14 protein-coding genes are annotated in these 19,854 nt (G+C 66.7%); 5 read left to right on the top strand and 9 right to left on the bottom strand.

The annotated features are described in order from the left end of the window. The first annotated feature begins 1 nt into the window (after window position 1). Together AB0M22_RS30665 and AB0M22_RS30660 are read left to right on the top strand one after the other, a co-directional pair. Complete coding sequence (locus AB0M22_RS30665) at window positions 2-4,351, top strand: amino acid adenylation domain-containing protein (RefSeq protein WP_364734325.1); 4,350 nt, start codon at window positions 2-4, stop codon at window positions 4,349-4,351. Further along, the gene (locus AB0M22_RS30660) at window positions 4,344-5,753 is read left to right on the top strand and encodes an NAD(P)/FAD-dependent oxidoreductase (RefSeq protein WP_364734322.1); all 1,410 of its coding nucleotides are present in this window, start codon (window positions 4,344-4,346) and stop codon (window positions 5,751-5,753) included. The genes AB0M22_RS30665 and AB0M22_RS30660 overlap by 8 nt, the downstream gene beginning before the upstream one ends. A 10-nt stretch (window positions 5,754-5,763) precedes the next feature. Here the strand turns inward: AB0M22_RS30660 and AB0M22_RS30655 are convergent, their stop codons facing one another. The 8 genes from AB0M22_RS30655 to prpD all read right to left on the bottom strand — a co-directional run bounded on the left by AB0M22_RS30655 (window position 5,764) and on the right by prpD (window position 14,951). Next, a complete protein-coding gene (locus AB0M22_RS30655) occupies window positions 5,764-6,480 on the bottom strand; it encodes a response regulator transcription factor (RefSeq protein ID WP_364734319.1) in 717 nt (238 codons plus the stop codon). Window positions 6,481-6,542: 62 nt separating this feature from the next. Continuing rightward, window positions 6,543-7,979, bottom strand: coding sequence for an NAD(P)/FAD-dependent oxidoreductase (locus AB0M22_RS30650; protein ID WP_364734317.1), 1,437 nt, complete (start codon window positions 7,977-7,979; stop codon window positions 6,543-6,545). Between the two features lie 653 nt (window positions 7,980-8,632). Beyond that, window positions 8,633-9,496, bottom strand: a complete 864-nt coding sequence (locus AB0M22_RS30645; protein WP_364734315.1) for an ADP-ribosylglycohydrolase family protein — start codon at window positions 9,494-9,496, stop codon at window positions 8,633-8,635. 91 nt (window positions 9,497-9,587) lie between these two features. After that, entirely contained in the window at window positions 9,588-10,061 is a 474-nt protein-coding gene (locus tag AB0M22_RS30640) for a hypothetical protein (RefSeq protein WP_364734312.1), read from the bottom strand. Between the two features lie 185 nt (window positions 10,062-10,246). Beyond that, window positions 10,247-11,137, bottom strand: a complete 891-nt coding sequence (locus AB0M22_RS30635; protein WP_364734310.1) for an alpha/beta hydrolase — start codon at window positions 11,135-11,137, stop codon at window positions 10,247-10,249. Window positions 11,138-11,359: 222 nt separating this feature from the next. Continuing rightward, on the bottom strand, window positions 11,360-12,538 hold the full coding sequence (locus AB0M22_RS30630; RefSeq protein WP_364734307.1) for a bifunctional 2-methylcitrate synthase/citrate synthase: 1,179 nt from the start codon (window positions 12,536-12,538) through the stop codon (window positions 11,360-11,362). Beyond that, window positions 12,535-13,449 (bottom strand): methylisocitrate lyase, encoded by a 915-nt coding sequence (prpB, locus tag AB0M22_RS30625; protein WP_364734305.1) that lies wholly within the window; start codon window positions 13,447-13,449, stop codon window positions 12,535-12,537. Before prpB ends, AB0M22_RS30630 begins: the two co-directional genes overlap by 4 nt. Continuing rightward, complete coding sequence (prpD, locus tag AB0M22_RS30620) at window positions 13,449-14,951, bottom strand: 2-methylcitrate dehydratase PrpD (RefSeq protein WP_364734302.1); 1,503 nt, start codon at window positions 14,949-14,951, stop codon at window positions 13,449-13,451. The genes prpB and prpD overlap by 1 nt, the downstream gene beginning before the upstream one ends. A gap of 154 nt (window positions 14,952-15,105) precedes the next feature. Between prpD and AB0M22_RS30615 the strand changes: the two genes are divergently transcribed. From AB0M22_RS30615 to AB0M22_RS30605, 3 genes are all read left to right on the top strand, one after another. Next, window positions 15,106-16,527, top strand: a complete 1,422-nt coding sequence (locus AB0M22_RS30615) for a short-chain fatty acyl-CoA regulator family protein (protein ID WP_364734298.1) — start codon at window positions 15,106-15,108, stop codon at window positions 16,525-16,527. A 71-nt stretch (window positions 16,528-16,598) separates the two neighbouring features. Then, window positions 16,599-16,763 (top strand): hypothetical protein, encoded by a 165-nt coding sequence (locus AB0M22_RS30610; protein WP_364734296.1) that lies wholly within the window; start codon window positions 16,599-16,601, stop codon window positions 16,761-16,763. Between the two features lie 131 nt (window positions 16,764-16,894). After that, window positions 16,895-18,199, top strand: coding sequence for a hypothetical protein (locus tag AB0M22_RS30605; protein WP_364734293.1), 1,305 nt, complete (start codon window positions 16,895-16,897; stop codon window positions 18,197-18,199). 6 nt (window positions 18,200-18,205) lie between these two features. On the opposite strand, the gene AB0M22_RS30600 is transcribed toward AB0M22_RS30605, so the two are convergent. Beyond that, window positions 18,206-19,786, bottom strand: coding sequence for an adenylate/guanylate cyclase domain-containing protein (locus AB0M22_RS30600; protein WP_364734291.1), 1,581 nt, complete (start codon window positions 19,784-19,786; stop codon window positions 18,206-18,208). Between the last annotated feature and the right edge of the window lie 68 nt (window positions 19,787-19,854).

Raw genomic sequence — 19,854 nt, 5'->3', positions numbered from 1 at the left:
CATGACAGCTACCGATCAACACACATCGAACGGCGCAGAGCGCCGGCCGGCGTCCCCGGCCCAGCCCGGTCTGTGGTTCGACAGCATCTACGGCGCGGATCCGACGGCGTACAACCAGCCACTGGTCTTGCGGCTGGGTATTCGGCTGGAGCACCGCTACCTCGTCGAGGCGTTGGCCGCGGTGCACCGGGACCATGCCGCGCTGCGCACCACCTTCGACATGGACTCCGACGGCGAGCTGCGCCAGGTGGTGCATCGCGAGCTGGCGCCGGACGTCGACGTGCGCGACCATCCGGGTGGCGACATCGGTGCGTGGGTGACCGAGCAGGTGGCCGAGATCGCCGGTGCCGCTTTCGATCTGCGCACCGGACCGCTGGCCCGGGTCCGGCACCTGCGGTTCGGCGACGCGGGCGACAGCGTGCTGGTGTTCAACATCCACCACACCGTGTTCGACGGCATGTCCTGGAAGCCGTACCTCACCCAGGTGGAGGCGGCTTACACCGCGGTGCGGAACGGTGACGAGCCGCCGCGGGCGGACCGACGCCAGGCGATCGAGGCCTATGCGCGGTGGGCCGAGCTGTCCGCCGATTCCGAAACGCTGCGGTTCTGGCGGGACAAGCTCGCCGACGCCCCGGCCGCCGCACCGCTCGGTTTGCCCGCCGAGGGGCCCGCGCGGCACGTGACCCGGCAATCGGTGCTCGATGCCGACCTGTCGGCCCGGGTGCGCGAGTTCTGCGCCACGGAGGGCGTCACCACCAGCATGTTCTTCGTCGCGCTCAGCTTCGTGATGCTGCACCGGCAGACCGGTCAGGACGATGTCCTGCTCGGTATTCCGGTGTCCGTGCGCGGCGCGGGTGACGCCGAGGTGCTCGCGCACCTCACCAATACCGTTGTGCTGCAACACCGACTCGAAGACGGCAGCACCGCCCGGGACGTGCTGCGGGCGGCGAAACGGGAAGTGCTGGAGGGGCTTCGGCATCGGCACGCGCCGCTGGAAGCGGTCCTCAGCGAGCTGCGATCGGCCGGCGGCAGCCAGGACGGGGCCTTGTTCAACGCAATGGTCACCGTGATGCCTGCCGCCGCACGTCGTTTGGATCTGCCCGACTGGGGAGTGCAGACGTGGGAGCACGAGCCGGGCGGCGCCAAATACGATTTGGCGATCCTGGTCGACGAGACCTCCGACCACTTCACGCTGGTCGTCGAGCACGCGACCGCCGCGGCCGACGGCGAGCACTTCACCGAATACCTGGCGCAGCGCCTGCGCACCCTCCTGGACAGCGTGCTCACCGACCCGGACGTGCCGGTCGCCGATCTGCGCTGGACCGGCGACGAGGAGCAGCGGGCGATCGCCGAGCTGTGCGCGCGCCGAAGCGACGCACCCGAACTCGGCACCGAGCTGACCGCCGACCTGTTCACGGCGAGCGCCGAAGCGGCGAGCTCCGATCCCGCGGTGACGGTGGACGGCACTGTGATCACCTATGCCGAATTGGCCACGCGCGCAGACTCGGTCGCCGCGAGCCTCGCCGCCAGGGGAGTCCGTGACGGGCAGCCGGTCGCCGTGCTGATGCGGTCGAGCCTCGACCTGATCGCGACGGTCATCGGGATCCTGCGCGCCGGCGGCAGCTACGTCACGCTCGACGCCGATCAGCCGTGGGACCGACTGAACTTCACCCTGAACGACTGCGGCGCAGAGATTCTGGTGCGCGCGCCCGAGATCGACCTCGCGGAGGCGTCGCTGCCGCCCGGGCTCGAGGTCATCGATGTGACCGAAATAGCGGGCGCGGAAACCTCATTCGAGGATCAGCGGAAGACGCCGGAGGATACGGCGTACATCGTGTACACCTCGGGCTCCACGGGTCGCCCCAAGGGCGTTCGGCTGCCGGAGATCACCCTGGCCAATCTCGTGCACAACCAGGCCCGCTTCACGTCGGACCTCAGGATGCGCACGTTGCAGTACATGCCGCCCGCCTTCGACGTCTTCGCCATCGAGGTCTTCGGAACCCTGTGCAACGGTGGCACTCTGGTCGTCCCGCCGGTCGCTGCCCGCACCGATTTCGAGGCGCTCGCCGAACTGTTCGCCGAAGAGCGGGTGCAGCGGGCGTACCTCCCGTACGTCACGCTGCGTGAGCTGGCCGCGGTCCTGCGCTCGTCCACGATCGAGCTGCCGGACCTGCGCGAGGTGTACGTCACGGGTGAGCGTTTGGTCATCACCAGTGACGTCCGTGCCATGTTCCGCAGCAATCCGGACGCCCGGCTGGTCAATGCCTACGGCCCGTCCGAGGCCCACCTGTGCAGCTGGGACCAACTTCCGGCCGATCCCGAGGAGTGGCCGACCATCCCGTCGATCGGCCGCGTGGTCGCCGGCGTCGACGCCTATGTGCTCGACACCGACTCGACCGGCGCGGACCGGCAGGTGCCGTTCGGCGTCGAGGGCGAACTCTGCGTTGCCGGACCGGTCGTGTCGCCCGGCTACCTCGGGCTGCCGGACAAGACCCGCGAGGCCATGGTCCTCGATCCGTTCATCGACGGCCAGCTGATGTACCGCACCGCCGACGTGGTCGTACTCGCTCCGGACGGTCGCCTGCACTACCGCGGCCGCAAGGATGACCAGGTCAAGATCCGCGGATACCGGGTCGAACCCGGCGAGGTCGAGGCCGCGCTGGAACGGGAACTGGAGGTGGACGCCGCCGCCGTGATCGTGGTGGACGAGGGCGGCGACCGCGCGCTGCAAGCTTTCGTGCAGAGCGCCGCGGAACCGCCTACCGACTGGCGCAATCGGCTCGGCTCCGTACTGCCCGGATACATGATCCCGCGGCAGGTCACCCGCCTAGACACGATCCCGGTGACGCCGAACGGGAAGACCGACCGTCGCGCGTTGGCAGCGCTGCCCGTCGAGTCGGCAGCCGACGACACCGACGATTCCGATGTCGCGTGGACGGATTCGGAGCGGACGATGGCCGAGCTGTGGGCCGATGTGCTCGGCCGCCGCCCGGCGACGCCGGACGACGACTTCTTCGTCCTGGGCGGGCACTCGCTGCTCGCCGCCCGCCTGCATCGTCAGGTCAAGCAGCACTTTCACACCGACGTCGCGCTGTCGACGCTGCTGAGCACGCCCACCCCGCGCGGGATGACGAAGAGCCTCGCCGACCGCTACGCCGCTGCCGCACCGGACCTTTCGACGGACGCAGAGCTGCACGACCTGGTCGTGGGTGAGCGGCGCGAACCCGAGCGCGGCACGGTATTCCTCACCGGCGCGACGGGATTCCTCGGCAGCCACCTGCTCGACGAACTGCTGCGTACCGAACAGCGGGTGCGCTGCCTGGTCCGCGCGGACACCGTCGCGGACGGACGCGACCGCCTGCGCCGCACCTTCCGCAAGTTCGCGCTCGACCCGTCCGGTCTCGACGAGGTCGACATCTGCCTCGGCGATCTCGACCAGCCGCGGTTCGGACTGGGCGACGACTACGACGCCGTGGCCCTCGACGTCACCGAGGTCTATCACGCTGCGGCACATATCAATTTCGTCGTGCCCTATCACACGGTCAAGCGCACGAACGTCGACGGACTGCGGCACCTGCTCGACTTCTGCGGGATCAATCGCACTCCGCTGCGCCTGATCTCGACCCTCGGCGTCTTTCCGCCCGACTCGACCTCCGGTCAGGTCTCCGAGGACACGGTGCCGGGTGACCCCGCGTCGCTGGGCATCGGCTACTCGCAAAGCAAGTGGGTCGCAGAACAACTCGCGTTCCGGGCGCGGGCGGCCGGGCTGCCGGTCACCGTGCATCGCGTCGGCCGCATCGCCGGCCACCGCCGGACCGGCGCGTGCAGGCACGACGACTTCTTCTGGTTGCAGATGAAGGGTTTCGCGCTGCTCGGCTGCTACCCCGACGACATCGTCGAGACGCCGGCCATCGATCTGCTGCCGGTGGACTACGTGGCGCGGGCCATCATCCGGCTCTCGGACGGCAAGCCGGACAACGAGAATTGGCATCTGTACCACCCGGACGGACTGGACTGGCCGACCATCATCGAGGCCATTCGGGCCGAAGGCTACGCGACGGAATCGGCGACCGGATCGGTGTGGATGGCCGCCCTGGAACGCGAGGCCGCCGAGAACGACGACGAACGCCGCGGTCTCGGCCCGCTGGTGCCGCTCATGCGGGAGGGGGTGATGCGCCTCGGTGCGCACTCGTTCGCCAACGAGAAGTCCAGGCGTGCCCTCGCCGACGTGGGATGCCCCTTCCCGCAGGCGAATCCGGGCTGGATCCACCGGATGTTCGAGTACTTCCGCGCCGTCGGCGCCATCGCGCAGCCGGCCGAGCGAGCTCATGGAGGAGACCAGAATGACTGAACAAGCGATGCGCTCGGTAGTGATCATCGGCGCCGGCCCGGTCGGCTGCGCGCTGGCCACACTGTTGCGACGGCAGGGCCTCGAGGTGGACCTGTTCGAGCGGCAGACGGAATCGGCGGGTACCGGGTCCGGCCACTCGTTCAACCTGACGCTGACCTCGCGCGGGCTCGACTGCCTGCCGCAATCGGTGAAACGCCGTCTCTACCTGCAGGGTTCGGTGCTGGCAAAGCGGATCATCCATCACCGCGACGGCGCGATCTCGACCCAGGCGTACGGGACGATGTACAACCATCACCTGCTGTCCATCCCGCGCGGGATCTTGCAGGACCTGCTGCGCGACCAGGCGCTGCGCGAAGGCGCCCGGATCCATTACGGGCAGCAGTGTCTCGACGTGGACACCGCGCAACCCGCTGCGCTGCTTCAGGATCGGGACGGTTCGTCGAGCCGGGTGACCGGCGATCTGCTGGTCGGTTGCGACGGCGCCAACAGCGTGGTGCGCGACGCCATCGTCGCGGCGCATCCGAAAGACGTGTGGATGACGCGGGATACGATCGCGCACGGCTACGCCGAGATCACCATGGACTACGGGGACGCCGACCCGACGGGCATGCACCTGTGGCCGCGCGGCGATCATTTTCTCCAGGCCCAGCCCAACCGGGATCAGACGTTCACCACCAGTCTGTTCAAGCCGACGGCGGGAGATGGTGCGCTGCGGCACTTTTCGGGTCTGCCGTCGGCCGAGTCGATCAGCGACTACTGTGCCACCGAGTTCCCGGACGTCTTCGGCCGGATGGCGGAAGTCGGCAACGAGCTGGCCGGCCGGAGTCCCGGCCAGCTCCGGATCATCAACTGCGCCCCGTATCACCATCGGCGCGCGGTGCTGGTCGGCGATGCCGCGCACGCCGTGGTCCCGTTCTACGGGCAGGGCATCAACTGTAGTTTCGAGGACGCCGCCACGCTGGCGAGTCTGCTGGAGAAATTCCAGGCCGCGGTCCGGTCCGAGGGCGGAACCGTCAAGACCGTCGCGGAGGTCGTGGTCGACGAATACAGCGACGTGCGGGTGCGGGCCGGGCATGCCCTGGCCGAGCTGTCGATGCGGAACCTCGAGGAACTCTCCGACCACGTGAACAGTCCGCTGTTCCTGGAGCGCAAGGCACTGGAACGACGGCTGCACGAGCTGCGTCCCGACTTGTACACGCCGCTCTACCAATTGGTGGCGTTCACCCATATGCCCTACGACGCGGTCCAGCGGGTGCAGCAGGAGTCGAGCGCGGTGCTGGACGCGCTCTGCGAAGGACGCGATGTGCGCGCGGACCAGGACGCCATCATCGGCGAGTTCGCCGAGCAGTACGGCGACACGTTCACCCCACAGCTGACCCCGTCGAAGCAGCGGACGGGGTGAGGACGGCGGCCTACCCGGCGGCCCCGCCGGCGCGGGCCGGTTCGACGGCCTGCGCCGGCTTGCCGCGGGTCGCGTCGTCGTTGAAGCGGAACCCGACGCCGTGCACCGTGACGATCCAGTCCGGCGAGCCGAGCTTCTTGCGTACGCTGCTGAGGTGGGTGTCGATGGTCCGGCTGGCCAGCGACGTCACCTCGGCGTCCACGTCGTCGTATCCCCAAACCCGTTGCAGCAGTTCGGCCCGGCAGAAGACCTTCTGCGGTTCGGTGGCGAGCAGCCGGAGCAACTCGAACTCCTTGCGGGTCAACTCGATCAGCCGGTTGCCGACTCTGACCTCGCGCAGCGCCGAATCGATCTCCAGCTGGCCGACGATGAGCGCCGGCTGGGACATCATGTGGACGCGGCGCAGCAACCCGCGCAGGCGGGCCATGAGTTCGCGGCTGTGATACGGCTTGACGACGCAGTCGTCGCAACCCGCCTCCAGCGCGAGCACCTGGTCCAGTTCGAAGGATGAGAAACCGATGATCGGGATATCGCTGGCGCGCCGGATTTCCCGGCACAGGGTGAGGCCGTCGAAGTCGGTGAAGTCGAGATCGATGAGCACCACGTCGAAGTCGGAGTACGACGCCATGGTTTCGGCCCCGGTCGCGGTCGGCTCGGGTTCGAACCCGTGCCGTTTGAGGTCATTGACCGTATCCTCGATCCCCTCACAGTCCGCTACGATCAACAAGCGCGGATGAAGCAAAGCGCTCCTCCTTTCCGGTATTGCGATTCAATTGTCGGCGTTCGATGTCAGTGGGCAGATAGTTCGAGCAGAACCCGAATAGACGACTCCAGTGCGTAGTTCATCGAGCCGCCGTTCGGTTCGAACGCGGTGTGTTCACCGGCGAAATGTATTCGGCCCTCGGACGTGCGGGTGTGCTCCATGAGCTCGCTGTGGCCCACCTCCGGCAGGATGTAGGCGCCGCCGGCGTAGGGCTCGTTGTCCCAGGCCACGGAGGTGCCGAGCTCGAAGTTGGCGCGGGCGCCGGGCAGCATCTGCTCCACTTCGCGCAATGCGAAATCCACCCGCTCGTCCTCGGTCATGCTCGCCGCGGCCTGCGCGGGCCACCCGGTGAGCCAGCATTCGAGGATTTTGCGCGGGCCGGGCAGTCGCGGGGTGGCATCGCGGACGGTGCAGATCGCGGTGTCCGCGGACAGCATCAGTTTGTCTTCCGGCCAGAACTTCTTCCGCATCTGGAGATAGATGCGCAGCACCGACACGTATTTCAGCTTGCGGATCGCCGAATGCTTCGCGGCCGACAGTCCGGCCATCGACAGATTGAGTCGCCGCATGCTGCTGAACGGCGCGGTGACAATGACCCGATCCGCGCTGATCGTCCGCAACCGGTCGCGGTCCAGGAAAGTGACCTGCGCTTCGTGCTCGCTCTGGGTGATGCGGACTACCGGGCTGCGGTAGTGGATGTGCTCTTTGACCTTGTCCGCGAGTGCGTGGGCGAGCAGGTCAGTGCCGCCCTTGACCTTGTACCACTGGGCACCGGCGGCGGAGAACGAACGCGGGCTCGACTCGTAGCGCGCCCAGGCCATCGCGGAGGCGGATTCCAGTTCGCCGCCGCGCATTTCGAGGAACAGCGGTTCGATCAGCGCGATCGCGCCGGCCGACGCGCCGCGGTCCGCCAGGATCCGGCGTACCGAAATCCGGTCCAGCTCCAGCAGATTCGGCGTCGGGGTCCACTCCAGTGCGGCGACCTCCGGGCCGATGTTCTCGTTGAACTTCGTGACGTACCTGGCGAACAGGTCGGCGACGGTCAGGTGCTGCTCATCCTGGTGCAGACCCAGGGCTTCGGCATGGTCGGCGACCTGGTCCGGCCGGATCCGAATGCTGTTGCGGTAGTAGCGGAAATCGGTGTCGACGAGATCGCTCGGTTCGGTCTCGAGCCCCATTTCCCGGAGATAATGCATGGTGTAGTGGCACTGCTCGGTCACCGTCATCGCGCCGGCCTCCGCATGCAGGCCGTCGGCGAAAGGGTGACGGAACGTCCAGGTTCGGCCGCCCGGCCGTTCGCTGGCTTCCAGAACGGTGACTCGAGTCCCCTGCTTCGCCAATTCGAATGCGGTTGCGAGACCGGCCAATCCGGCGCCCACAATGATGGCGGAATCGATGTTATTCTGAGACGGGAGACCACCGTCGAAGGTATGTCGGACGTCTTCTTGTGTTAGCCCCTGCACTGCTTTCCCTCCGGTGAACTGCGCTTGATTTCCACCGGCTCAACAATGGTATTCTGAACCGAAATCATTGACAAATCATCACGCTGACGGAAATTTAGTCATCATTGATCTTCAACCCAATTGGATGAAATTATCGTATCAAGGCGCTGGAAGTCGAGCAAACAAGTTTCAGTAGCCAGAATTTAGCTCGGCGAGAGTGGTTCACACCTCTCTGCCTGGATGGCGTTTGCCTGTAGCTATGTGACCGTTATCACACTGCGGCTCCCGTTTGGCTCGCAACTAACCGCAGGCGACTGCCGCCTGAGTGGTCTCTTTGTTGGTGAATCCGCCTGGTCGAATGCAGTACTGGACATGACATTTCGAGTTGGACGAGCGTTCAAGTCGGGTAATCGGCTAATTTCCTGCAATCGTCTGAGGTGCGTAAGCGGACCGGTCGGTCTTGACAGCGTGTGATCAGATGCCGGACGGCTGCGCGGGCGAGCAGTAATGCGCTCTGTCGCCGATGGCGACCATCCGCGAAATAATGTGGTTGCCCCGGTTGCTCGGCGGGACTATTCGCGCATATCGAAATCCAGCGGAATTCGGCGTTGCGATCGGGTGAATGGTCTACGTACGTGGATCAGGACCGAAGCGATAGTCGACCGTGATCGGCATCAATCCGTCGCCCATTCGGGTAGGGGTTCACGCGCGGCGAGCCACTGCTCGGGAATGCCGCGAATATCGCCGCGGCGTCCGATTCCCGTGTGGGCGGCCACTATTCCGCCGACAATCGCGGCCGTCGTGTCGGCGTCGCCACCGGCTTCGACGCAGGCGGTAATGGCGGACGGGTAATCGGCGAGGAAGGTTGCGGCGGCCCACAGCGTGAACGGGATCGTGTCCTGCGCGCTGACTTCCGCGCCGTTGCCCAGCTCGTAGGCGGCCTCGGCTACCGTGCGGCCCAGCAGCTTCCGGGCTCGCCGGATACCGTCGGAGGTGCGGCCGTCGACCAGATACGGCTCGACCGCCGCTAGCAATTCGACTGGGGTGCAGCCGGTTTCGCGAGTCGACGCCGCGTAGGCGGCCGCGGCCGCGACCGCCATCGCGCCGACGATCGCCTCCGGATGCCGGTGGGTGACCTCGGCGGACAGTGCGGCTTGCGCGGCCGCCCGGTCCAAGTCGCCGGCGAAGTACGCGCCGAGCGGGGCGACCCGCATCGCGGCGCCGTTGCCCCAGGAGCCGCGGCCGTCGAACGCGGCGCCGGCCGCGTCGCGCCAGGGGCGTCCGTCGCGAATCTCGTGCAGCACAACGACTGTGCCGCCACCGTAGCCGCGATAGGGTTCGCAGCGATCGGCGAACACGGCCGCGAGCGCCGCTTGGTCGATGCGGCCGCGGGCGCGGATTTCCGCGTAGACAGAACAGGCCATCTCGGTGTCGTCGGTCCACGGCCATGGACCAGCCGGCGGTCGCCCGGCGAGTAGATCGGGTACGGACCGGCCGGGGACGAAGAACTGCGCGCCCAGCGCATCACCTACGGACAAGCCTTCGAGGCTGTCGGAAACAGTATCGGAAATCAGTGACATACCCGCGCAATGATGCCGATCGCGGCGGGCGAAAGCAACCTGCATTCGCTCAGACGCTGCGCGGGTCCGCGTTGGGCATAATGTGCGAGACAATGCATTGCTCGATATGGGTGAGCCATTCGTAGCCCTGCGTGGTGCCCGCGATCCACGCTGCCGTCGCACCGCTGAGCACGTCGCGTGGGGGCGGCGGGCCCGGATCGTCGGCGGGTTGAGGTGCGCCCTGCCGATTCGGATTGTCCGCGGCGTGGCGGCCGAGTTCGGGCTCGGGCGTCGGGGCGATATCGCCCAGCGGGTGCTCGTCGAGCGGCAGGTCCGGTACCGCTTCCGGCCCGCTGTCCGGTGGTGCTGAGACCGGGCCGGTCGGGTCGCCCACGGTGGTGTTGTGGGCGCGGCCGGCCGTCGGCCCGTTGCTGTGCGATGCGCCTCGGTCGGCGGTGACCAGGGCGGTGAGCAACGCGGCCGTCGATACGACGGCCAACCGCATCGGGACGTCAGGCTTTCGTGGTGCGCGGTGCTTACCCATCGGCTACTTTCCGTCGATTACCGTCGGGTTTGAGAGTTTAAGGCGCGCAACCAATTCCGGCTACCAGTGTAAGTTCTTCTTCACGAAAGTTAAGTTGGCACTGGATCAGGCACGGTAAAGGGATTATTCGGTAACGCGGCAATGTAATTCATCCGAACACATCCTGATTCCGCACAAGCCCAACATTACTCGCCGGCGTCGTCCGCCGGACGCACCATTCTGGCGATCTCGCGAACGATCAGATCCGGGTCGGTGGCCGGAACGTTGTGGCAGGAGTTCTCGGCCATGACATGCCGGCCGAGCGGCGATTGGGCCGCCCGGTGGGCATGGGAGGCGATGGCCGCGGCGCGCATCGCGGCGTTCATACCCTCTCCGGCCAGTGCGCCCGAGATGACGGTGACCGGGATCGACCCGTGGTCGGGCGGGGTGCCGCGCCAGGTCTCCAGCTCATCCAGAAAAGTTCGGGCCTGCTGGCGCTGTGTACGAATCACACTGGGACGGAACGCCTCTCGCTCCATATCCCGCCGAACATCGTCCGGTGCGGCACGCAATTGCCCCCGAAACAGCACCTTCATCAACCCCAGCCGGGCGAGCACGCTGCCCACGGCGATCGCGCCACGTTCCAGCCGCCGAAACCCGCGACCGAACAACACGTCGGCGGCCTCGTCCGTCGGATCGATCAGAACGAGCCCGGCGATCCGATCGAGTCGCCGAGCCGCCGCAAGTCGCACGATCGGCCCACCGGCACTATGCCCGACCAGCACGAACGGCCCCGGCCCGAAGTGGTCCAACACCTCGTTCAAATCATCGGCCATCCGACTCAGGGTGCGATTCGTCAAATCCGGTGCACTCCGTCCGAGCCCGGACCGGTCATACGCGACCGCCCGCGCGAACTGTCCCACTCCCGGCTGCACCATCGCCCACGACCACCGCGCCGCAGCCGACCCCGCCTCGAACACAACAGTCAGCTCGGTACCGGACTCGGCGCCACCCAACACCGTCGCATGCAGCCGCCGCCCGTCCTGCGTCTCCACCCACTCCGACACACCCTGAGTGCGCTGCGCGATATCCGCCATGCTTCCCCCAAATTCTCGACATGGCACGACAATCGCGCCCCTCCCTGCCCTGACCCCACGAATTCGGTTCTCGCCGAGTGAACTCCACACACTCGCCGAGATTCATCGGATCAGTCGACCGTTACCGGCCCACGATAGTTCATAGCAGGGAGGACGACCCGACTCCAATCGAACGCCGGCCCAGCGGCTACTTCGCCGAGCGATCGGGGCGGCCGGCTCGGGTCAGGCGACGACCGAACGCTGTGGCACGCCGACGTATTCGCTCAGCGGGCGGATCAGCGCGTTGGATTCGCTCTGCTCGATGATGTGTGCGGCCCAGCCGGTGATCCGGCTCATCACGAAGATCGGGGTGAAGATCTCGATGTCGAAGCCGAGCAGGTAATAGGCCGGACCGGTGGGGAAGTCGAGGTTGGGCTTGATCCCGGTGGCCTCGTTCATGGTGCGCTCGAGGATCTCGTACATCTGGACCCATTTGTGCCCGTCGGTGGCCGCGGCGATGTCGACGAAGGCCTTCTTCATCGTCGGCACCCGGGAGTCGCCGTTCTTGTAGACCCGGTGGCCGAAGCCCATCACCTTTTCCTTCTCGGCCAGCTTGTTGCGCATCCACTGCTCGGCCAGGGCGGGGTCGTCGATCGCGATCATGTCGTGCATGACCGCCTCGTTGGCGCCGCCGTGCAGCGGGCCCTTGAGCGCCCCGATGGCCGCGGTGACCGCGCTGTAGATATCGGACATGGTCGAGGTGACCACGCGGGCGGCGAAGGTCGAGGCGTTGAAACTGTGCTCCGCGTAGAGGATCAGCGAGACCTCGAACGCTTTCACCAGTTCCCGGGACGGGATCTTGCCGAAGCACATGTTCAGGAAGTTCTCCGCGAACCCGAGATGCGAGTGCGGGGCGATCGGCTCCTGACCGTGCCGGCGGCGATGGTCGGCCGCGACGATGGTCGGCAGCACTGCCATCATCCGTAAGGCCTTGGCGCGGTTGGCCGCCGGGCTGCTGTCCGACTCGGCCGGGTCCTCGGCGCCCAGGTAGCTGATCGCGGTGCGGACCACGTCCATTGGGTGGCAGTTGTCCGGCATCTTCATGACCAGCGACAGCAGCGACCGATCGACGCGACGGGCGGCCCGCTCCTGCTGGCAGAACCGTTCCAGCTGAGCGTCATTGGGCAGCTCGCCATACCACAGCAGGTAGGCGACCTCCTCGAAGGAGCAGTGCTCGGCCAGATCCTGCACGGCGTAACCGCGGTAGGTCAGCGAGTTGGTCTCCGGCACCACCTTGGATACTGCGGTGGTATCCACGACAACACCCGCAAGCCCTTTGTAGATCGTAGGTACGGCGGTCTCCGGCCCACCCGTCGCCCGACCACCACCCCTCACCGAATCGCTACGCGATGCTGTAGTCATTGGTCCTTCCCCAGGCTGAAATTGAAGACGTCGGAATCGAATTCGTTGTAGCGCTCGTATTGCAGCAACTCGTAGAGCCGACTCCGAGGCTGCATCCGATCCAGCAGACCGGCCTGAGTACCCTCGGCGAAGATCTCCCGCAACCCGTTCTCGGCAGCCCACATCGCCAGGCGCAGAGTCGAAACCGGATAGATCACCGCGTTGTAGCCGATCGACTCCAGCGTCTTCGCGGTCAACAGCTCGGTCTTGCCGTACTCGGTCATATTGGCCAGCAATGGAATCGACACGGCCGCCCGGAACTTCGCGAAATCGGCTTCGGTGTACAGCGCTTCGGTGAAGATCAGGTCCGCCCCGGTGTCGGCGTAGGCCTTGGCCCGCTCGATCGCCGAATCGATGCCCTCGATGCCGGCGGCGTCGGTGCGCGCACAGATCACGAAATTCGGGTCGCGCCTGGCGGATACGGCCGCGCGCAACCGGCGCACCATCTCCTCGGTCGGCACCACACCCTTACCGGCGAGGTGGCCGCAGCGCTTCGGATTGATCTGGTCCTCGAAGTGACAGCCCGCGATCCCGGCGTCCTCGAGGAACGTCACGGTGCGCGCCGCACTCATCGGCTCACCGAATCCGGTGTCCGCGTCGATGAGTACCGGCAGATCGGTGACCCGCGCGATCTGCCGCCCGCGCTCGGTCACCTCGGTCAACGTGGTCAAGCCGATGTCGGGCAGCGCGAGATCAGCCGAAACCACCGCGCCGGAGACGTAGACCCCTTCGAACCCGATCTCCTGAATCAGCTTGGCCACCAACGGATTGAACGCACCGGGGAACCGCTGAATCGTCCCCGACGCCAATCCCGCGCGGAAGGCCGCCCGCTTGTCGCCGGCCGAGGTCGCGGCGGCAAGGAGGCCCGACATCAGAACAGCCCCTTCGGCAGCTGCGGCGCCCGCGCGAGGACCTCGTCGGTCACCGTGAACGACAGCTGGGACAACTCCGCCGCACTCAGCTCGGCGGTGCGCTGGGCGACGTCGAGGAAGCGATCCTGTTCGGGCGGCGCGATGACGCCCTCTGCGAGGGTGCGGAACTTCGCGATGTACTGCTCGCGGGCGAACGGACGGGCACCGAGCGGGTGCGCGTCGGCGATCGCGAGCTCGTCGACGATCACCTCACCGCTCTTCAGAGTGACCTCGGCCCGCGCGCCGAACGCCTTCTCCGCGGGATCGGTGGAGTGGTAGCGCCGAGTCCACTCCGGGTCCTCGGCGGTGGAGATCTTGCGCCACAGCTCGACGGTGTCGGGCCGCTGCGCGCGCTCGGGCGCGTAAGACCGCTCGTGGTGCCAGGTTCCGTCCTGCAACGCGACCGCGAAGATGTACATCACCGAGTGGTCGAGGGTCTCGCGTGAGGCCGTCGGGTCGAACTTCTGCGGGTCGCCGGAGCCGGTGCCGATGACCACGTGGGTGTGATGGCTGGTGTGCAGCACGATCGAGGCGATCTGGTCGAGATCGCCGATGCGGTCGCGCATCCGGCGGGCGAGGTCGATCGGCGCCTGGCTCTGGTACTCCGCGGAATGTTCCTTGGTGTAGGAGTCGAGGATGGCCCGCTTGGGCTCGCCGGGGCCGGGCAGCGGCACCGAGTACTCGGCCTTCGGACCGCCGAGCAGCCAGGCGATCACCCCGTCTTCGCCCTCCCAGATCGGCGACGGCGCACCCTCGCCGCGCAACGCCCGGTCGACGGCCTCGACGGCCATCTTTCCCGCGAACGCCGGCGCGTAGGCCTTCCAGCTGGAGATCTCGCCCTTGCGCGACTGCCTGGTCGCGGTCGTGGTGTGCAGGGCCTGGCCGACGGCCTGGTAGATGGTCTCGGCGTCGAGGCCGAGCAGCGTGCCGATGCCTGCCGCGGCGGACGGGCCGAGGTGGGCGACGTGGTCGATCTTGTGCTCGTGCAGGCAGATCGCCCGCACCAGGTCGATCTGGATCTCGTATCCGGTGGCCAGACCGCGGATCAGGTCGCGGCCGGTGCGTCCGGCGTGCTGGGCGACCGCGAGGATCGGCGGGATGTTGTCGCCGGGGTGCGAGTACTCCGCGGCGAGGAAGGTGTCGTGGAAATCGAGTTCCCGCACCGCGACGCCGTTCGCCCAGGCCGCCCACTCGGGGGAGTAGCTGCCGCCGACGCCGAACACGGCCGCACCCGGCTGGTACGGGTGCGCCTGCGCTTGGGCGCGGGCATTGGCGACCGGGCGGCGGGTCAGCGAGGCCGCCGCGACCGAGGCGTTGTCGATGATCCGGTTGATGATCATCTCCGCCGTTTCCGGCGCCACCTCGACCGGGTCGGTGGCGACCTCGGCGATGCGCCACGCGAGGTGTTCGTCGCGCGGGAACTGCTCGGCGGAGCGGTGGGTGCGAACGAGATGATTCTTCACCGTGGAAATCCTCCAGACATCGATGCGTGCGTTCTATTTCGCACGCTACACACCGCTATCAACCAGGGAAACACCTCGCAAATGCCTATATTTGCGGAAGCGAACCGGCAAAGTTGTGGAAGTTGTGTAAGACGATGGTGCTAGATTTCGAGTTATGCAGAAGATGTACGCGGGCGGGCGGCTGCGCGCGCTGCGGGAGCAACGTGGGCTGACCCAGACCGGGATGGCCACCACGCTCGGGCTGTCGGTCAGCTACGTCAATCAGCTGGAAAACGACCAGCGCCCGCTGACCGTGCCGGTGCTGCTGCGGCTCAACTCGACCTTCGATCTGGACATGCAGTTCTTCGCCGCGGACACCGACGCGCGACTGCTCGCCGATCTGCAAGCGGTGTTCGCCGAGGAATCCGACGGGGTGGCGATCACGACCACCGAGATCGATGAACTCGTTTCCCGGATTCCCGCCGCGGCGCGGGTGCTGGTCGGGATGCATCGCCGGTTGCGTGGGGCGACCGAACAGCTCGAACGGGTGTCCGCCGGAATCGACTCCCATGCATCCGGCACCGGGATGCCCTATGAGGATGTCCGCGACTTCTTCTATGACCATCGCAATCACATCCCCGATCTGGACGCCGCAGCCGAAGAACTGTTCGCCCGGCGCGGATTCACGCTCGGCGGGTTGGATCTTCAGCTGACCAAGCTGTTGCGGGAGGAGCACGATATCGCGGTCGTGATCCGCACCGATGATCCCGATCAGCCCGGTCCGAAGCGCACTTTCGATCCCGGCACCCGGATTCTCACCCTCGCTCGTCGGTTGTCGGCCGGACAGCGGGCGTTTCAGCTCGCGACGCAGCTGGCGTTTCTCACCCAGGCCGACACCATCGATGCGGTGATCGCGCGGGGGGATTCGCTGGCCGCGCAGTCGCGTGGGCTGTTGCGGGTCGGGCTGGCGAACTACTTCGCCGGGGCATTGATCTTGCCCTACACCGCGTTTCACGATGCGGCGGAGGCGCTGCGGTACGACATCGACCTGCTGTCGGCGAAATTCGAGGTCGGGTTCGAGACAGTCAGTCACCGGTTGTCCACGTTGCAGCGGACCGGCCGGCGCGGTGTGCCGTTCCTGTTCGTCCGCACCGACCGCGCCGGGAACATCTCGAAACGGCAGTCCGCCACCGCCTTTCACTTCTCCCGGGTCGGCGGCAGCTGCCCCCTGTGGGTGGTGCACGAGGCGTTCGGCAGTCCGGGACGCATCCGGACGCAGATCGCACAGATGCCCGACGGCCGCCGATATCTGTGGCTGGCCCGCACCACCGACGAGAGCACACCGGGGTATCTCTCACCCAAGCGAGACTTCGCCATCGGGCTCGGATGCGATCTCAGTTACGCCCACAAACTCGTCTACTCGCACGGACTTCCGATCGATGACCCTAGTACCGCCATACCGATCGGCCCCGGCTGCAAAGTGTGTGAACGCGCTGATTGCGCGCAGCGTGCGTTTCCCCAGCTCGGACGGCGCATTCGGGTGGATGAGAACAACGCGCTCAACATCCCGTACACACCGGGTGATCAACGGGGCTGATCTCTCACGCCAACCACACAGCCACGGCACGGCGGCGGCCTAGCCGGTCCGCCGACGATGGGCAGTATGTCGTGAATGGCGACATTAAGTACTTCATCGCCAGCGACTCCGAAGGGCGCGGCCCCGACCGCGAATCCAATGGCAGCGCAAGCGAGATCACCGCTTGGGTGAAAGTAAATTTCACCGCTACGGAAGTTGGCGGCATTATTATTTACAATCTTGCGCAGATTTCCTGAGGAATTGATGATGCGAAATGGGGCGTTTCACCGATACAGAGAGTTGACCGCAATGGTGCGTGCCACGGATGCTCTTTTTGTCGAGCAGCTCAGCACCGCTGTAGCGGCTTCGGCAACTCTAGGAGATTTGTGTGACGTACCGGCTTGGGGACATCGATTGTGTCAGCGCGCGGGGGCATTCCGCGTTGGGTGGGACCCTGGCGATACAGGCGGTCTGGCATTACGACCGTCCGGTGGACAAAGCCGTACTAGCCGAATTTCACGCGGCATTGCGGCACGGCAGGCTGGGCCGGGTGGTTGCGGCCGCGATGATCCCGGCCGCCGGCGATCGGTGGAGTGCGCGAGCCGAATTCGATCCGCTCGAGGTCTCGGAGCCGCCGATTCCGCGCGGTGAGCTGGAGACGTGGATCGCCACGCAGGGACGCGCGGAGTTGCACACCTTCGGCGGCCCTGCGTGGCGGTTGTCGACGACGGCCTGCGACAACGGCGACAGTGCGGTATCACTGCTGGCCTCGCACACGATCGCCGACGGACGCGCGTTCTGCGACGCGATCGCGGAGGCGGTCGCGGACAAGCGGTTCGAACTGAACTACCCGACCGACGAATTCGGGCGGATGCGATTGCTGTTCGGCGATTTTCGCGATGCCGCACGACGTGGCGGTGCGCTGGTGCGAGCGGTCGGGCTGGCGGTCCAGTTGGCGGTGGGCCGAAACGACCACGCTGAGCAGCAGAGCGCCGCCGACCAGGGCTTTCGCCTACCGACCGTCGACGCCACGATTCCGGCATCGCTCTGGCATGCCGCCGCCCGGACGCGGGGTGGCAGCGGCACCACGCTGGCGGTGGCGGTGACCGCGGCCATCGCCACCGAGATCGGTCGCACCGACGAACAGGGGCGGGCTCGGCTGATGATGCCGGTCAGTACGCGTGCCGAGGCGGACCGGCGGGCTAATGCCCTGGCGTCCATAGATTTCGAGGTAGACCTGCGCGACGGGCCGTTGACCGACTTGGCCCCGTTGCGTGCGGTGATGAAGGAGAAGCTGAGCGCGGCCGTCACCGGCGAGCGGCCGGTAGCGCCGTTGATTCCGATCGCGGTTGCGTTGCCGCGCAAGCTGTTCGGAGTGCTGGTGCGCAAGGTCGCGGCCGACGCGACCGTTTCGGTGTGCTCCAACCTCGGCGAACTCGACCCCGAGATGCTCCGCGTCGACGGTCGTTCGGCCACGAAGATCAGGCTCGGTCTGGTCAATCAGAGCCTGGACTCGCCGACCGTGCTGACCGAACGCGGGGGCAATCTTTACGTTTCGCTGTTCGAATCCGACGATCAGATCACTTTGCGCTTCAATGGATTTCACCCGCCGAAGCTGGTCGATGTCGAGCAGCTCGCCGAGGTGGTTCAGCGAGTACTCGCCGAGTACGAGCTCTCGGCGACGCTCGAATAGCGGGGCTCAGGCTCGCGCCGCCGTCGTGTCATGAATCGGGAGCGGCGCGAAAGTCTTTGTCGGAGTAGAGCGGCCGCGCAGCATCAGCGTGTCGTGCGGCTGCCACCACTGGGCCTCGTCGGGAGCGTCGGCAATGGTGTCGTAGGCGACCAGTATTCGTTCCGGCACCGTCTTCGCCTTTTCGGTGAGACGGGCGGCCACGTTCACCGGGTCGCCGATGACGGTGTATTCATAGCGGTGCTCGGCGCCGATATTGCCGGCCACGACGACGCCGCTCGATACGCCGATCGCGGCGTCGAGTTCGGGATATCGCTCGGCGAGGGTGGCCAGCTCGGTTCGTAGTGAACGCGCGGCCCGCAGCACCGCGGCGGCATGCCCGATGGTGTTGTCCGGCGGGCCGAAGACGCACAACGCGGCGTCGCCCTCGAATTTGTTCACCCACCCGCCTTCGGCGCCGACGCAGGAAACGACCGCGGCGAACATGTCGTTGAGCATCGTCACCATGGATTCCGGTGGCAGGCGCTGGGCCAGCGAGGTCGACCCGATCAGGTCGACGAACAGCACGCTGGCCGGGCGTCGCTCGCCACCCACCCGCACACCGCCGGTCATGGCGAAGCGGGCGACCTCGGCGCCGACGTGCCGCCCGAACAGGTCGTGCAGTCGTTCCCGTTCGCGCATTCCCTCGACCATATGGTTGAACCCGGCCTGCAACTGACCGACCTCGCCGCCGTAATCGACCGGGATCTGCGCGGTCAGATCCCCGGCCTGCACCCGTCGTTGCGCTGCTTGCAGTCCGGTCACCGGCTCGACCAACGACCAGGCCATAGCGGCGGTGAAGGCCAGGCCGGCGACCACGCTCAACGCCGCGAGCACCGCCAGCGATACCGGCAACCAGGCCCGCTCTTCCTCGGTGAGACCGAGCGGTGCGGTCCCCAGCAGCACCACGGGTATCGCGCCGCTGAGCAGCCAGACCAGCAGCAGTCGCCCGCGGAGGCCGAGTACGGCACCGGCCGGCGGGGCCTCACCGGCCAGGACAACCCGCAGGGTCGGCCGGGCCACCCGTTCCAGCATCAGATACGACAGCGCACCGCTGGTGAGCCCGCCGAGGGCGACGATCAGCGTGACACGCGCCGTGTACAGCACCGGATACTCGAGTACCGCGTGCACGACGGCCGTCGTGATCGCCGCGATGATCCAGCCGCCGAACTCGTCGACCGCCTCGGCCCACGGAAAGCTCAGCGTCAACGACCGCTCCTGCGCCGTCGGCATCCGCCGATCCCGCACCCAGCCGAACGCCCGATCGGCGCGCCGCTCGCCGCGATACACCCCGACGGTCACCGCGAGGACGAAGAACACCACCCCGACGGTGCTCACCACGACCACATCGTGCTGGAAATGCGAATGCCCACCGGACCACGGAATGCTGAGCACCACCAGCTGCACCGCGACCAGGACGAACCCGACGCTGTTCGCCGCGATCGCCGCGCGCCGCCCGGTGTGCCGCGCGAACGTCGAGGCGACGGCGTCCCAGAGGTCGTCGTCGAACGGTGGACTCTGCCCGCGTATGACGTCTTGATCGTCGATCATGAGGAACCCTCTTCGTCGGCCGTCATGAGGTAACGCCCAGCACCGAGGACACCGCGTGCTGATAAAAC

Origin of the sequence: Nocardia sp. NPDC051756, assembly GCF_040681495.1 — a bacterium.
Lineage (GTDB): Bacteria > Actinomycetota > Actinomycetes > Mycobacteriales > Mycobacteriaceae > Nocardia.
This window is presented reverse-complemented; position numbering and strand designations above follow the sequence as displayed.

Bases quoted from the DNA above. Each gene is read 5' to 3' on its own strand.
- AB0M22_RS30640 (WP_364734312.1), bottom strand. From the start codon at position 10,061: ATGGGTAAGCACCGCGCACCACGAAAGCCTGACGTCCCGATGCGGTTG.
- AB0M22_RS30635 (WP_364734310.1), bottom strand. From the start codon at position 11,137: ATGGCGGATATCGCGCAGCGCACTCAGGGTGTGTCGGAGTGGGTGGAG.
- AB0M22_RS30600 (WP_364734291.1), bottom strand. From the start codon at position 19,786: ATGATCGACGATCAAGACGTCATACGCGGGCAGAGTCCACCGTTCGAC.
- AB0M22_RS30665 (WP_364734325.1), top strand. From the start codon at position 2: ATGACAGCTACCGATCAACACACATCGAACGGCGCAGAGCGCCGGCCG.
- AB0M22_RS30630 (WP_364734307.1), bottom strand. From the start codon at position 12,538: ATGACTACAGCATCGCGTAGCGATTCGGTGAGGGGTGGTGGTCGGGCG.
- prpB (WP_364734305.1), bottom strand. From the start codon at position 13,449: ATGTCGGGCCTCCTTGCCGCCGCGACCTCGGCCGGCGACAAGCGGGCG.
- AB0M22_RS30615 (WP_364734298.1), top strand. From the start codon at position 15,106: ATGCAGAAGATGTACGCGGGCGGGCGGCTGCGCGCGCTGCGGGAGCAA.
- AB0M22_RS30660 (WP_364734322.1), top strand. From the start codon at position 4,344: ATGACTGAACAAGCGATGCGCTCGGTAGTGATCATCGGCGCCGGCCCG.